The organism is Sphingomonas sp. Sphisp66, from assembly GCF_047324325.1.
In the GTDB taxonomy this organism is placed as follows: domain Bacteria; phylum Pseudomonadota; class Alphaproteobacteria; order Sphingomonadales; family Sphingomonadaceae; genus Sphingomonas.
Genome location: NZ_CP168508.1, coordinates 1505708 through 1519537 on the forward strand (window position 1 = coordinate 1505708; position 13830 = coordinate 1519537).

Here is a 13830-nt window from a genome sequence, read left to right on the forward strand (position 1 = left end):
ACATCCTGAACGCAGTCGCAGCATGCGCAACTACGCAAAAATACCGGGGGGTCGCCGTCGCCCTTCTAGAAGGGCGCGCGCAGTGCCGAGATCGCGGCCGCGGGCAGGTTGCGCACGCTGCCGCTGATGATCGGATGCCGGCCGTTCGCGCGTGCGGCACGGTCCGCCGCATCGGTGTGGAAGGCGGCGGTCAGCTCGGCGAGCGTCTCGGCCTCCTGGCTCAGCGTGCGGGTGGCGGCGGAGGTCTGCTCGACCATCGCGGCATTCTGCTGCGTGCCCTGGTCCATCGTACCGATCGCGGTCGAGACCTCGCCGATCGCGACGGCCTGGGCGTTGTTGTCCTGCGCCATGGTGCCGAGCAGCGAATGGACCTCGCCGACGTCGCTGGAGATGTTGGCGAGGGCCCCGTCGACCTTCATCACTGCATCGACCGCGGTGACGACTTCGGCCTGGGTGTGGGTAAGCTGCTCGCGGGCGCGGCCGGCTTCCTCCTCGGCGCGCATGGCGAGTGCGGAGACGAGGTCGGCGACGACCGCGAAGCCACGGCCCGCCTCGCCGGCACGTCCGGCCTCGACCGCGGCGTTCATCGCGAGGACGCGGGTCTGGAAGGCGATCTTGTCGAGCCCCTCGATCACGGCGTCGATACCCTTGGCGCTGTCCGCCACGCGGTGCATTGCCTCGACCGCCTGGCCGGCGACGCTGCGGCCGTCATCGACGGTGGCGATGGCCTGGTCGGCGCGGACGACGGTCGACTGGGCGGCCTGGGCGGTGTTGCGCGAACGGCTGTCCATCTGGGTGACCGCGGCGCTGGTCTCCTCGAGGCTGGCGGCATTGGCCTGGGTGCGGCGGGCAAGATCGTCCGACGCCTGGGCGATCTCGTGGATCGTGCCGTTGATCCGCCGGGTGCCGGCGGCGACGGCGGTGATCATCGCGCGCATCTTGTCGAGCGTGTGGTTGTAGCTGCGCTCGAGCGAGGCATAGGTGGCGGGCATGTGCGAGAGCTGGCGGGTGAGGTCGCCCTCGGCGAGCGCGGCGAGCGCCTCGTCGAGCGTCTGGACGGCCTTTTCGCGGGCGACCTGCTCCTCCTCGATATAGAGCGAGATCGACAGCTCCATGTCGAGCAGCGCGGCCTTGACCAGCGCGGCGGGCAGGGTGGCGGCAGCGCGGGGGCGCAGCACGCCGAGCAGGCGGCGCCACAGCGGGGTGCGGGCCATCGTCTCGTGGAGCAACTGCTCGAGCACCAGCGCATAGCCGCCGACATACCAGCGCGGCTCGAGGCCGATGCGGGCATGGGTGGCGCCGATGCGGCGGACGCTCTGGTAATAGCTGTCGTCGAAGCGCGCCTCGACGATGTGCGCCCAATGCTTCTCCTGGGCCGACTGGGCGCCGCGCATGTGATCGGGATTGGCGAAGAAGCGGGCGGTCTCCGGCGTCTGGCGGACGCGGGCGTAGAAATGGTCGAGGGCCTTGCCGATCACCGAGCGGATCAGCGCGCCGCTGCCGGAAAGCGTGGCGCGCTGGGCAGCATCCATCTCCATGAACGCGAGACGGGGCGAAAGAGGATCGGTCACTTCTGGAGTTCTCCCAAGGGGTTTGCTCCCATTCTAGGAAGACTCCCCCCGGGCGGTGCCTTGCACCTTGTTTTACCGCGTCATTATTGATCCCGGTCAATCATCCGGCGGCCTTGGCGAGCCCGCGCGAGAGCTGGAGCGCGCCGTTGAGCCGGGCCTGGGGGGTGGCCCAGGCGCGCGTGATGACCAGCTTCATGTCCGGCCGCAGCTTCGCCGTGCCCTCGAGCTTGTCGACATAGGCGAGCAGGCCCTCGACGTTCGGGAACTTGTCGTCGTGGAAGGTGACCAGCGCGCCCTTCGGCCCGACATCGAGCTTGGCGATGCAGGCGCGCTTGGCGTTGAGCTTGGCCTCGATCAGGGTGATCAGGTTCTCGGTCGCCTCGGGCAGCTTGCCGAAGCGATCGATCAGCTCCGCTGCGAAGGATTCGATGCCAGCGCGGTCCTCGATCTCGTTGAGGCGGCGATAGAGGCCCATGCGGAGATCCAGGTCGGGGACATAGTCCTCGGGGATCATGATCGGGGCGTCGACGGTGATCTGCGGCGACAGGTCGCGCGGGCGCTCGTCGCGCAGGCCGCCGGCCTTGGCATCGAGGATCGCCTCTTCGAGCATCGACTGGTAGAGCTCGTAGCCGACTTCCTTGATATGGCCCGACTGCTCGTCGCCGAGCAGATTGCCCGCGCCGCGGATGTCGAGGTCGTGGCTGGCGAGCTGGAAGCCGGCGCCTAGGCTCTCCAGGTCGGAGAGGACCTTGAGCCGCTTCTCCGCCGCCTCGGTCATCAGCCGCTGGGCGGGGGTGGTGAGATAGGCGTAGGCGCGCGTCTTGGAGCGGCCGACGCGGCCGCGCAGCTGGTAGAGCTGGGCGAGGCCGAACTTGTCGGCGCGGTTGATGATCAGCGTGTTGGCCGAGGGGATGTCGATGCCGCTCTCGATGATCGTTGTGGAGACGAGCAGGTCGTACTTGCGGTCGTAGAAGGCGGACATCCGCTCCTCGACCTCGCCCGCCGCCATCTGGCCGTGCGCGACGACATAGCGGATCTCGGGCACGTCGTTGCGGAGGAACTCCTCGATCTCGGGCAGGTCCGAGATGCGCGGGGTGACGAAATAGGCCTGGCCACCGCGATAATGTTCCCGAAGGAGAGCCTCGCGCAGCACGACCGGGTCCCAGGGCATGACATAGGTGCGCACCGCGAGGCGATCGACCGGCGGGGTCTGGATCACCGAAAGCTCGCGCAGGCCGGACATCGCCATCTGGAGCGTGCGCGGGATCGGGGTGGCGGTGAGGGTGAGGACATGGACGTCCGCCTTCATCGCCTTCAGCCGCTCCTTGTGCGTCACGCCGAAGCGCTGCTCCTCGTCGACGATGACCAGGCCCAGGCGCTTGAACTCGACGCCCTTGGCCAGCACCGCATGCGTGCCGACGACGATGTCGATCGTGCCGTCGGCGGCGCCTTCCTTGGTCGCCTTCATCTCGGTGGTGCCGACCAGGCGCGAGAGGCGGCCGACCTTGATCGGGAAGCCCTCGAAGCGCTGGGTGAAGTTGTTGAAGTGCTGGCGCGCCAGCAGCGTGGTCGGGCAGACCACCGCGACCTGCATGCCGGCCATCGCCGCGACGAAGGCGGCGCGCAGCGCGACCTCGGTCTTGCCGAAGCCGACATCGCCGACGATGAGCCGGTCCATCGGGCGGCCTGCGGCGAGATCCTCGAGCACGTCGCCGATCGCGCGGTCCTGGTCGTCGGTCTCCTCATAGGGGAAGCGGTCGACAAAGGCGGGGTAGCCGCCGGCATCGGGCTCGGCGACTTCGGCCGGGCGGGTGGCGCGCTTGGCCGCGGTGGCGATGAGCTCGCCCGCGATCTCGCGGATCCGCTCCTTCATCCGGCTCTTGCGGCGCTGCCAGGCCTCGCCGCCGAGCTTGTCGAGCGTCGCGCCTTCCTCGCCCGCGCCGTAGCGGCTCAGGACCTCGAGATTCTCGACCGGCACATAGAGCTTGTCGCCGCCGGCATAGGTGAGGGCGACACAGTCGTGCGGCGCCTTCTGCACCGGGATCTGAGTGAGGCCCTCGTAGCGTCCGATGCCGTGATCGACGTGCACCACAAGATCGCCGGGCGACAGCGTCGCCAGCTCGTTGAGGAAGGCGTCGGTCGACTTGCGGCGCTTCGAGCGGCGGACGAGACGGTCGCCGAGCATGTCCTGCTCGGTGAGCACCGACACGTCGGGCGCGGCGAAGCCATGGTCGAGCGGGAGGACGATCATCGCGACGGCACTGTCGGCGATGCCCATCGCCTCATGCCAGTTCTCGGCCTTGCGCGCGGTCTTGAGGCCGTGATCGGCGAGCAGCCCGGTCAGGCGCTCGCGGGCACCGTTCGAATAGCTGGCGAGGATCGGCTTCTTGCCCGACTTGCGCAGCTTGGCGATGTGCTCGACCACCGCCTCATAGACATTGGTGTTCGCCGCGCGCTCGGGCGCGAAGTCGCGCGGGCCATCGACGTTGAAATCGAGCACCGTCGCGCTCTCGGGCTCATGGAAGGGCGTGGAGGTGTGCGCCGGCCAGTCGGAAAGGCGCTTCTCCCATTCGCTGGCGACGAGATAGAGCGCATCGGCAGCGAGCGGGCGATAGCTGCCCGGATCGGCCGACTGGGCGCGGACGCGGTTGGACTGGTAATCGGCGATCGCTTCGAACCGCGCCTCGGCGGCGCCGGCATCGCCCGCGTCGCGGATCAGGATCGCGTCGTCGGGGAGATGCTCGAACAGCGTCTCCAGCCGCTCCTCGAACAGCGGCAGCCAATGCTCCATGCCGGCGAGGCGGCGGCCGTCGCTGATCGCCTGGTAGAGCGGGTCGCCGGTGGCGGTGGCGCCGAACTTTTCCCGATATCTTGTGCGGAAGCGCTTGACCGAGTCCTCGTCGAGCAGCGCCTCGGATGCGGGGAGCAGGGTGAAGCCGTCGATGCGGCCGGTGGTGCGCTGGTCGGAGGGATCGAAGGTGCGGACGCTCTCGATCTCGTCGCCGAAGAAATCGAGGCGGAGGGCCTGCTCGGCGCCGCTCGGGAAGAGATCGACCAGGCCACCGCGCACGGCGAACTCGCCGGAATCGTTCACCGTGTCGACGCGGACATAGCCATTGGCCTGGAGCAGCACCGCCAGCTTGTCGAGGCCGATGCGCTCGCCGGGCGCCAGGCGGGCGACGAGTTGGCGGATGCGGAAGGGCGTCAGGGTGCGCTGGGTGACGGCATTGACCGTGGTGACGAGCAGGCGCGGCTTGTTCGATCCTGCCTGGAGCGCGTGGAGCGTGGCGAGACGCTCAGCCATGACGCGCAGCGTCGGGCTGGCGCGGTCATAGGGAAGACAGTCCCAGGCCGGGAAGCTGAGGATTTCGAGCTCGGGCGCGAAATAGGGCGCGGTGCTGGCCACGGCGCGCATCGCCGCCTCGTCGGGCGCGACGAACACGGTGATCCGTCCGGTGCGTGCCAGATCGGCGAGCATCCAGGGAAGGAAGCCGGTGGGGGCGCCCGCAAGGGTGAGGGGCTTCTGCGCGGAGAGGATAGTCTTGAGGTCGGGCATCTTCACACTTTCGCCCCTCCCCTTCAGGGGAGGGGTTGGGGGTGGGGCAGGTGTCTCATCGAGACCGGTGCCTGCGGACAGGCCCCACCCCAACCCCTCCCCTGAAGGGGAGGGGCTTTGGTTACTCCGAAATCGGCACGTAATTCAGCGTCTTGAGGGCGTTCATTACCGTGCCGGCATAGCGCTCCGGCACGGCAGCGGTTCCCATTGCCCAGGCCATGATGTCGACGTCCTGCTCTTCGAGCAGGGCCTCGAACAGGTCCATCTCGGCGTCATTCCAACTCTCGCCATGCTGGTCGAAGAAGCCGCCGATCAGCAGGTCGGCTTCCTTCACGCCGCGGTGCCAGGCACGGAAACGCAGGCGCTTGAGACGGATTTCGCGGTCCATTCGGTCCTCAACGGCAAATGGCCGGCAGCGCGAAAATGCGCGGTCGGCGAAAGACGGGATACGGTTTCCCAGATAGGTCGCCGCGCAAGTGAACGCCAGCGGCAACTTAATCGCGCCATTCTCGCGCGATCGCGCCCGCTTCGCCAGCGATCCTCCTAGAATGGAAGACATTCTACGTAGAGGCTGTTTCCATATGCGTTTCGTGATGCTCAAGTCGATCAACGGCGACCCGATCCTGGTGAACATCGCGTCGGTGCGCACCGTGGCGACGATCAACATGGCCGGCGACGATGTGGGCGTGCTTTCGTTCGACGGCGGCCATGAAGTGGTGGTCGGCTCGACCGTGAACGAAGTGCTCGCCGCGATCGAAGCAGCCGGCCAGCGTATCGCCACCCACTGATCGTTTCGCGCCCCCCTAGCGGCGCGCCGACCCAGGAGCTACCTCGGGCCCAATGCGGCCCGACGTACTCAATCCACTCTTTGCCGAAGTCACGGCGCTCAAGGGGATCGGCCCGACGCTGGCCAAGCCGCTCGAACGGCTGGGCCTGGCGCGGGTGGTCGACGTCGCCTTCCATCTGCCCACCGGCTTTATCGACCGGATCCCGCGCAACGAACTGATGGCATCGGATGCGGGCCGGATCATCGCGATCGAGCTGACCGCGACGAGCTATCGCTTCGGCAGCAGCCCCCGCTCGCCCGCCCGGGTGCAGGCGGCGGACGCGCATGGCAATCATGTCTCCCTGGTCTTCTTCGGCGGCAATTCGGGCTGGGCGAAGAAGCTGCTCCCCCTCAACGAGAAGCGCTGGGTCTCGGGCAAGCTCGACCAGTACGGCCAGGAGCTGCAGATCGTGCACCCCGAGGTCGCCGTGCCCGAAGAGGCGGACGGCGGCGGGCGCGAGGCGATCTATCCTTGTTCGGAGGGCATCACCTCCAAGCGGATTGCGGCGATGGCCGCCCAGGCGATCGAGCGCGCGCCCGACCTGCCCGAATGGATCGAGCCCAGCCTGAAGGACCGCCACCAATGGCCGGGCTGGAAGGAAGCGCTGGCCCGCATCCATGCCGACCCCGCGGATGCCAAGGCGCGCGAGCGGCTCGCCTATGACGAGGTGTTCGCCAACCAGCTGGCGCTGATGCTGGTGCGCGGCGAGGCGCGGGCCAAGCGCGGGCGGCCGCTGCAAGGCGATGGGCGGCTGCGCGACAAGCTCCAGCTGCCCTATACCCCTACCGGCGCCCAATCGCGGACGATCCGCGAGATCGAAGGGGACATGGCGCAAAGCCAGCCGATGCTGCGCCTGCTCCAGGGCGATGTCGGCGCGGGCAAGACGCTGGTGGCGACGATGGCGCTGCTGATCGCCGCCGAGGCTGATGCGCAGGGCGCGATGCTGGCGCCGACCGAGATTCTCGCCCGCCAGCATTACGAGAATCTCTCGCGGATGCTCGCCGGGCTCGACGTGCGGCTCGCGATCCTCACCGGGCGCGACAAGGGCAAGGCGCGCGAGGCGACGCTGATGGGGCTGGCTGCCGGCGAGATCGACATCCTGGTCGGCACCCATGCGATCTTCCAGCAGGGCGTGACCTATCGCGACCTGGGGCTGGTGGTGGTGGACGAGCAGCACCGTTTCGGCGTGGCCGAACGGCTGATGCTGCAGGCCAAGGCGCAGGTGCCGCCGCACCTGCTGGTGATGACCGCCACCCCGATCCCGCGCACCCTGCAGCTCGCTTCGCATGGCGAGATGGACGTCAGCCGGCTCGACGAGATGCCGCCGGGCCGCCAGCCGATCCAGACCACGGTGATCGCCGAGGACAAGCTCGACGCAGTCGTCGCGGGGCTGGGGCGGCACCTGGAGGCGGGCAAGCAGGCCTATTGGGTGTGCCCGCTGGTCGAGGAGAGCGAGAAGACCGACCTTGCCGCGGCCGAGCATCGCGCCGCGACGCTGACCGCGCGCTTCGGCGCCAAGGTCGGGCTGGTCCATGGCCGGATGAAGGGACCCGAGAAGGATGCTGTGATGGCGCGCTTCGCCTCGGGCGAGCTCGGCGTGCTGGTGGCGACGACGGTGATCGAGGTCGGCGTGGACGTGCCCAATGCGACGCTGATCGTGATCGAGGCGGCGGACCGGTTCGGCCTGGCCCAGCTTCACCAGCTGCGTGGGCGCGTCGGGCGGGGCGGGGGGCAGTCGCACTGCATCCTGCTGCGCGGCGACAAGCTCAGCGAGACCTCGCGGGCGCGGCTGGCGCTGATGCGGGACACGACCGACGGCTTCCTGATCGCCGAGCGCGACCTGGAGCTGCGCGGGGCGGGCGAGATCCTGGGAACCCGCCAATCGGGCGAGCAGACCTTCCGGTTGGCGACGCCCGAGAGCCTGGCGACCCTGATCGCCGCGGCCAATGCGGATGCGCGGCTGCTGGAGGACCAGGACCGTTCGCTGCATTCGCCGCGCGGGGAGGCGGCGCGGGTGGCGCTGTATCTGTTCGAGCGGGATGCTGCGGTCAGTTTGCTGCGGGCGGGGTAGACCGGTTCCGGGACACGAATTTTTCGGGGTAGCTGCGGCAATGTGCCTGACCTAGGTCGAGGGCGTATGAGTATCAGGGTGACCGAAGACTTCTGGGCGCTGACCGAGAAGGAGAAGCAGACCCTCCGCCTGATGGTCCGGGGCCATGACGCGAAGTCGATGGCGCGCAGCCTTGGCCTCTCCGTCCACACGATCAACGAGCGGCTTCGCGATGCGCGGCGCAAGATGGCGGTGTCGAGCAGTCGCGAGGCGGCGCGGCTGTTGCTGGAAGCCGAGGGCGGCGATGCGAGTTCGGCGAACCCCGAATTGCTTGGGGACAGGGAAATCGGGGCAGACCCGGCTTGGACGCCGATGGATCAGGGAGATGCGCCGGACAGCGGCGTGGGGCGGGCATACCGCCATCCCCGGATCCTCATCGGAGTCCTTCTCATGACGCTTGTTCTCGGACTTTCAGTGCTCATCGCCTTGCCGCATTTCGCCTCCGCGCCGCCGGCCGCGGCAAGTGCTTCCCGCGTGGCGCCGGACCCGGCGGTGGTGGATGCCGCGCAGCAATGGCTGGCGCTGGTGGATCAGGGGCGGTGGGACGAAAGCTACCGCGCGACCGGCGCGTCGTTCCGCAAGCTGAACACCGTCGAGGTCTGGACCGCGACGTCCCGCAGGGTACGCGTGCCGCTTGGCGAGACGATCTCGCGGACCTTCCTCAGCCAGGAAAACCTGCCCGCGCCGCCCGCCGGCTATGAGGTGGTGAAGTTCCGCACGCGCTTCGCCAACAAGGCAGAAGTGGTGGAGACGGTCACGCTCGATCTCGAGGAGGGGAACTGGCGCGTCGTGGGCGTGACGGTCGAGTGAAGCTGGGGTGGCCGCGTTTCCGGCCGGGGGCGCGGCTGCTTTGCGAAGATCGTCTCCCGACGAAAGTCGGGATCTCGTGCGACTCCTTCCCCGCGCCTTCGCCTGAGATCCCGGCTTTCGCCGGGATGACGGATAGAAGGCGTGGTCGCGCAAGCTTCCGGCGTGTATGCTGCGGAGGCCGTTTGGGGAGCATGAATGCATGCAGAAGGATCGGAAGAGCCTGCTGATCGCCGTTGCGCTGATCGTCGCTGGCGTTGCCGCGTTCTTTCTTTTCCTTTTCGTCACGGGACATGATCCCGACGAGCGGCCGCTGACGCTGTTCGAGTGGGTGCTGGGCGGAATATTGATCGGCCCGGGGTTCGGCTATCTGCTCAAGGCGCGGAACGGGCAGGACCGCGGCGGCTGAGGCTATTTCGCCTTCACCATCACCGAGATCAGCTCGTAATAGCTTGCCAGGTCGATCGCCCGCTCGAACTGGCAGCCGATACGGCCCCCGAGCGCCCAGCGGACCTCCGCCACCATCGTGCCGGCGTGCGGCAGCACCACGCGGATGCGCTCGCCGGCCTCGAACGGGTCGTCGCAGCGGGCCATCAGGCCGTGGGGCGACACGTTGACGATGATGAAGTCCAGCTGCTTGGCGTCGGGGCCGAAGGCGCGTGCGCGGTAATAGACGTCGTCGCGTCCTTCCCGCCGGGGATCGGAATAAGCCAGGTTCGATCCGAAACTCACGCAACGCCCCACAAACGCTTGAGTAGGTATGCGGTAGTAGCGCTACCGCATGAAATTCCTTCCAACGAAGCTGCTTAACAGTGGCTTATCGCGGGATCCGGAAGATTACGCAGGCGTGAGCAGGCCGTGCTTCTTCTTGCCGAAGCTGAGCTTGACCTGCGCCGTGACGGCGATGTCGAGCGCGGGATCGCTCACCACCTGATCATCGACGCGAATCGCGCCCTCGGCGATCTTGCGCCGCGCCTCGCCCTTGGACGGGACGAGGCCGAGCGCGACCAGGCCGTCGACCACGTTGATGCTGCCGCCCGCGACCGGATAGGTCGGGAGCGAACCGCCGGCCGAGCCTTCCTCGAACACCTTGCGGGCGGTCTCGGCGGCATCGTCTGCTGCGGCGCGGCCGCGGCACATGGCGGTGGCTTCGTTGGCGAGGACCTTCTTGGCCTCGTTGATCCCGGCGCCCTCGAGCGCCTCGAGCCGGGCGATCTCTTCGAGCGGCAGGTCGGTGAACAGGCGCAGGAAGCGGCCGACGTCGCGGTCGTCGGTGTTGCGCCAGAACTGCCAGTAGTCGAAGGCCGAGAGCTGGTCGTCGTTGAGCCAGACGGCGCCCGACATGGTCTTGCCCATCTTGCCGCCGTCCGCCGTGGTGATCAGCGGGGTGGTGACGCCGTAAACCTCGGTGCCGTCGACGCGGCGGGCGAGCTCGATGCCGTTGACGATGTTGCCCCACTGGTCCGACCCGCCCATCTGCAGGCGGCACGCGGCGCGGCGCGACAGCTCCAGGAAGTCATAGCCCTGGAGGATCATGTAGTTGAACTCGAGGAACGACAGCGACTGCTCGCGATCGAGCCGCAGCTTGACGGAGTCGAAGCTGAGCATGCGGTTGACCGAGAAATGCCGGCCGATATCGCGCAGGAAGGGGATGTATTCGAGCTTGTCGAGCCACTCGGCATTGTCGACCATCACCGCGTCGGTCGGGCCGTCGCCGAAGGTGAGGAACTTCTCGAACACGGTCTTGATCGAGGCGACGTTCGACTGGATGACCTCGTCGGTCATCAGCTTGCGCGCCTCGTCCTTGAACGAGGGATCGCCGATCTTACCGGTGCCGCCGCCCATCAGGACAATCGGCTTGTGGCCCGCCTGCTGGAGGCGGCGCAGCAGCATGATCTGGACGAGGCTGCCGACGTGGAGCGACGGCGCGGTCGGGTCGAAGCCGATATAGCCGGGGACGATCTGCCTGGTCGCAAGGGCGTCGAGCGCCTCCGGGTCGGTGACCTGGTGGATATAGCCACGTTCGGAGAGCAGGCGGAGCAGATCGGACTTGAATTGGGTCATGGTGCGGGCCGCATAGCCGAGCGGAACGCTGCTGTCATGCCTGTGGCGTATCGCAGTCCTTGTCGCCCGCATAGGCATTGAGGATCGCGGCGAGCAGGCCGGGGAAGCGGGCGTCGACTTCGCCGCAGCGCGTGGTGTTGCGCATCTCCACGCCGTGGCGCTCCGAATGGATCAGCCCGGCATCGCGCAGCACCTTGAAGTGCTGGGAGAGCGAGGACTTGGGGATGTCGCGCTCGCCGACGCGGGAGAAGGTCGTGCAGCCCTGGACGCAGCCCTGGCCGGCGACCTGGGCGAAGATCGCCGCGCGCACGGGATCGGACAGCGCGTGGAGGATCGCCTCCACCGACACGTCCTCGATCGAAGGGTGAAACAGCGGCCGCATGAAATTTATCTAGGGGCTCTTGAAGTCTGGTTCAATAGTTCTGAAATCCTGAACTATGGGAGTAAGGGACCATATCGGCGTCCGGCCCATGGAGAATTTCAGTCATGTCGAAGCTCGCAGACAAGGTCGCGATCGTTACCGGGGCATCCAAAGGCATCGGTGCCGGCATCGCCAGGTCGCTGGCGGCGGAAGGCGCCGCGGTCGTGGTCAACTATGCGTCGAGCAAGGCCGGCGCGGATGCGGTGGTGAAGGACATCACCGATGCCGGCGGCAAGGCGATCGCCGTGCAGGCCGATGTCGCCAAGGCCGACCAGGCGCAGGCGCTGGTCGATGCCGCGATCGAGGAATTTGGCCGGCTCGACGTGCTGGTCAACAATTCGGGCGTCTATGAATTCGCCTCGCTCGATGCGACGACCGAGGAGCTGTATCGCCGCACCTTCGACGTGAACGTGCTCGGCGTGCTGCTCACTACCCAGGCGGCGGCGAAGCACCTCGGCGAGGGCGCCAGCGTGATCAACATCTCGTCGGCGGTCACCAGCCTATTCCCGGCCGAATCGGCGGTTTACACCGGCACCAAGGGCGCGGTGGATGCGATCACCGGCGTGCTCGCCAATGAGCTCGGCCCGCGCAAGATCCGCGTCAACGCGATCAATCCGGGCGTGGTCGAGACCGAGGGCACGCATGCCGCCGGTTTCGTCGGGTCGGAGTTCTTCGACGCGATCATCGGCCAGACCCCGCTCGGCCGTGTCGGCTATCCGGACGACATCGCCTCGATTGCCGTCTTCCTGGCTTCGGACGATGCCCGCTGGCTGACCGGCGAGAAGCTGACCGCCAGCGGCGGCCTGCGCTGAGCCAGGCAAGGGGTGGGGCGGAAGCGCCTCACCCCTTCTTGCTTGTGCGCGTCACCATCCAGATACCGGCGCAGACGAGCAGCAATGCGGCGAGATAGCTCCAATGGAGCAGCGACTCGCCGAGGAAGATCGCGGAGAGCGCCACGCCGAACACCGGGATCAGGAAGTTGAACGCCGCGATCAGGCCGACAGGGTTGTGCTTGAGCAACAGGCTCCACAGCGCGAAGGCGACCGAGGAGAGCAGGGCGAGATAGAGCAGCAGCGCGCCCGCGGTCAGGCTGGGGGCAGCGAGATGGCCATGGCCCGCCAGGCCGGTCGCGGTGAGGATCAGGCCGCCGATGCTCAGCTGCCAGCCGGTCATCACCAGCGGATCCATGTCGCGGGAGATTCGCTTGCCGTAGATCGAGGCGGCGGCGAGCACGAAGGCGGCGATGATCACGAAGCCTTCGCCGAACAGGCTGAAATCGAAGTCGAGATGGCCGTTGCCGCCCAGGTTCACCACCACCACGCCGAGAAAGCCGACCAGGCAGCCCAGTGCCTTGCGGCCGCTCAGCCGGTCGTCGGCATAGAGGAAATGGGCGATCACCACGCTGAAGAACACGCCGGTCGCATTCATGATCGACGACTTCACGCCGCTGGCATGGGCGAGGCCGATATAGAAGAAGACGTACTGGAAGCCGGTCTGGGTGAGGCCGAGCAGTGCGACCTGGCGCCATTGCCGGCGGGACAGCGCGAAGATCCGGCGCCCGGTCGCTGCGGCGAAGGCAAGCAGGATCGCGCCGGCCGCCGCGAAGCGATAGCCGGCGAACAGCAGCTGCGCGGCTGTGTCCGCCTTGCCGATGCCGAACAGGACATAGCCTTTCTTGATCGCGGGATAGGCGCTCCCCCAGAGCAGGCAGCACAGGGTGGCGAGCAGGAATACGCCGGTACGGGACTGGTAGAAACGCGCGGACACGCCGGGGCCCTAACCCATCTTCGCCGCGGGGCAAATCCGCGCTAGGCCGGACGGCATGACGATCCATGTTCCGCTGATGCCGCATCCCGATCATCCGCCGCGTGGCGTGGCGGGCATCGAAGTCACCGCCGATATAAGGCGCGGGGCGAGCGTCCTGACCTATCGTGTCGACGGACAGACGCTGGTCCCGGCGCTGGTCGCGCCGGAGCGGACCGACGAGTTGTGGAAGCACACCTGCTTCGAGCTTTTCGTGAAGCCAGCGGGCGGGGAGGGCTATTTCGAGTTCAACTTCGCGCCCTCGACGGCTTGGGCGGCCTATCGGTTCGACGGCTATCGCGACGGAATGCGTGACCAGCCGCTCGATGCGCCGGTGATCGAGCCGGTGGAGGACGGGGTGCGGGTTTCGGTCGATCTCGGCGGGCTGCCGGAGGGGGAATGGCGGGTCGCGATCACCGCGGTGATCGAGGAGGCGGACGGGACCAAATCCTATTGGTCCGCCACGCATGGTGCGGGGAAGCCGGACTTTCATGCCGATGCGGGGTTCGTGGTCTCCCTGTAACCTGTTCCCCGGCGAAGGCCGGGGTCCAGTTGCAACGTCGTTCGAGAGTCTCCGGCGCCATCGAGCGTGCGTCGAAACTGGGCCCCGGCCCTCGCCGGGGAACTGGGGAGCCAGGATTACCAGCGTGTGCGGCGTCCAATGCGGCACT

The 13830-nt window shown here is 67.6% G+C and carries 13 protein-coding genes; 6 read left to right on the plus strand and 7 right to left on the minus strand.

The genetic code is table 11. From position 1 onward, the window contains the following. Window positions 1-65: 65 nt before the first annotated feature. From ACEN8G_RS07370 to ACEN8G_RS07380, 3 genes are all read right to left on the minus strand, one after another. On the minus strand, window positions 66-1571 hold the full coding sequence (locus ACEN8G_RS07370; protein ID WP_413418903.1) for a protoglobin domain-containing protein: 1506 nt from the start codon (window positions 1569-1571) through the stop codon (window positions 66-68). A gap of 100 nt (window positions 1572-1671) precedes the next feature. After that, window positions 1672-5127 (minus strand): transcription-repair coupling factor, encoded by a 3456-nt coding sequence (gene mfd / locus ACEN8G_RS07375; RefSeq protein ID WP_413418905.1) that lies wholly within the window; start codon window positions 5125-5127, stop codon window positions 1672-1674. A 121-nt stretch (window positions 5128-5248) separates the two neighbouring features. Then, window positions 5249-5515 (minus strand): succinate dehydrogenase assembly factor 2, encoded by a 267-nt coding sequence (locus ACEN8G_RS07380; protein ID WP_413416032.1) that lies wholly within the window; start codon window positions 5513-5515, stop codon window positions 5249-5251. Between the two features lie 193 nt (window positions 5516-5708). Between ACEN8G_RS07380 and ACEN8G_RS07385 the strand changes: the two genes are divergently transcribed. The 4 genes from ACEN8G_RS07385 to ACEN8G_RS07400 all read left to right on the plus strand — a co-directional run bounded on the left by ACEN8G_RS07385 (window position 5709) and on the right by ACEN8G_RS07400 (window position 9280). Continuing rightward, window positions 5709-5915 (plus strand): hypothetical protein, encoded by a 207-nt coding sequence (locus ACEN8G_RS07385; RefSeq protein WP_413416031.1) that lies wholly within the window; start codon window positions 5709-5711, stop codon window positions 5913-5915. Window positions 5916-5967: 52 nt separating this feature from the next. Next, window positions 5968-8025 carry an ATP-dependent DNA helicase RecG gene (recG, locus tag ACEN8G_RS07390; RefSeq protein WP_413416030.1) on the plus strand — a complete coding sequence of 686 codons (2058 nt, stop codon included), beginning with the start codon at window positions 5968-5970 and terminating at the stop codon, window positions 8023-8025. Between the two features lie 66 nt (window positions 8026-8091). Then, window positions 8092-8874, plus strand: a complete 783-nt coding sequence (locus ACEN8G_RS07395) for a helix-turn-helix domain-containing protein (protein WP_413416029.1) — start codon at window positions 8092-8094, stop codon at window positions 8872-8874. A gap of 199 nt (window positions 8875-9073) precedes the next feature. Continuing rightward, window positions 9074-9280: a hypothetical protein gene (locus ACEN8G_RS07400; protein ID WP_307118770.1), complete on the plus strand. Its 207-nt coding sequence runs from the start codon at window positions 9074-9076 to the stop codon at window positions 9278-9280. Between the two features lie 2 nt (window positions 9281-9282). Here the strand turns inward: ACEN8G_RS07400 and ACEN8G_RS07405 are convergent, their stop codons facing one another. From ACEN8G_RS07405 to ACEN8G_RS07415, 3 genes are all read right to left on the minus strand, one after another. Then, window positions 9283-9603, minus strand: coding sequence for a PilZ domain-containing protein (locus ACEN8G_RS07405; RefSeq protein WP_413416028.1), 321 nt, complete (start codon window positions 9601-9603; stop codon window positions 9283-9285). Window positions 9604-9708: 105 nt separating this feature from the next. Further along, a complete protein-coding gene (gene tyrS, locus ACEN8G_RS07410; RefSeq protein ID WP_413416027.1) occupies window positions 9709-10935 on the minus strand; it encodes a tyrosine--tRNA ligase in 1227 nt (408 codons plus the stop codon). Between the two features lie 34 nt (window positions 10936-10969). Next, on the minus strand, window positions 10970-11317 hold the full coding sequence (locus ACEN8G_RS07415) for an ArsR/SmtB family transcription factor (RefSeq protein ID WP_413416026.1): 348 nt from the start codon (window positions 11315-11317) through the stop codon (window positions 10970-10972). A gap of 104 nt (window positions 11318-11421) precedes the next feature. On the opposite strand from ACEN8G_RS07415, the gene ACEN8G_RS07420 reads away from it, so the two are divergent. After that, window positions 11422-12168, plus strand: a complete 747-nt coding sequence (locus ACEN8G_RS07420; protein WP_413416025.1) for a glucose 1-dehydrogenase — start codon at window positions 11422-11424, stop codon at window positions 12166-12168. Between the two features lie 28 nt (window positions 12169-12196). Here the strand turns inward: ACEN8G_RS07420 and ACEN8G_RS07425 are convergent, their stop codons facing one another. Beyond that, window positions 12197-13123, minus strand: a complete 927-nt coding sequence (locus ACEN8G_RS07425) for a DMT family transporter (protein WP_413416024.1) — start codon at window positions 13121-13123, stop codon at window positions 12197-12199. 55 nt (window positions 13124-13178) lie between these two features. Here ACEN8G_RS07425 and ACEN8G_RS07430 point away from each other — a divergent pair, with 55 nt between their 5' ends. Next, window positions 13179-13682, plus strand: a complete 504-nt coding sequence (locus ACEN8G_RS07430; RefSeq protein ID WP_413416023.1) for a DOMON-like domain-containing protein — start codon at window positions 13179-13181, stop codon at window positions 13680-13682. The last annotated feature ends 148 nt before the right edge of the window (window positions 13683-13830 follow it).

Coding starts and splice junctions, on each gene's coding strand:
- ACEN8G_RS07400 (WP_307118770.1), top strand. CDS start 9,074: ATGCAGAAGGATCGGAAGAGCCTGCTGATCGCCGTTGCGCTGATCGTC.
- ACEN8G_RS07415 (WP_413416026.1), bottom strand. CDS start 11,317: ATGCGGCCGCTGTTTCACCCTTCGATCGAGGACGTGTCGGTGGAGGCG.
- recG (WP_413416030.1), top strand. CDS start 5,968: ATGCGGCCCGACGTACTCAATCCACTCTTTGCCGAAGTCACGGCGCTC.
- mfd (WP_413418905.1), bottom strand. CDS start 5,127: ATGCCCGACCTCAAGACTATCCTCTCCGCGCAGAAGCCCCTCACCCTT.
- ACEN8G_RS07395 (WP_413416029.1), top strand. CDS start 8,092: ATGAGTATCAGGGTGACCGAAGACTTCTGGGCGCTGACCGAGAAGGAG.
- ACEN8G_RS07430 (WP_413416023.1), top strand. CDS start 13,179: ATGACGATCCATGTTCCGCTGATGCCGCATCCCGATCATCCGCCGCGT.
- ACEN8G_RS07420 (WP_413416025.1), top strand. CDS start 11,422: ATGTCGAAGCTCGCAGACAAGGTCGCGATCGTTACCGGGGCATCCAAA.
- ACEN8G_RS07385 (WP_413416031.1), top strand. CDS start 5,709: ATGCGTTTCGTGATGCTCAAGTCGATCAACGGCGACCCGATCCTGGTG.
- tyrS (WP_413416027.1), bottom strand. CDS start 10,935: ATGACCCAATTCAAGTCCGATCTGCTCCGCCTGCTCTCCGAACGTGGC.
- ACEN8G_RS07380 (WP_413416032.1), bottom strand. CDS start 5,515: ATGGACCGCGAAATCCGTCTCAAGCGCCTGCGTTTCCGTGCCTGGCAC.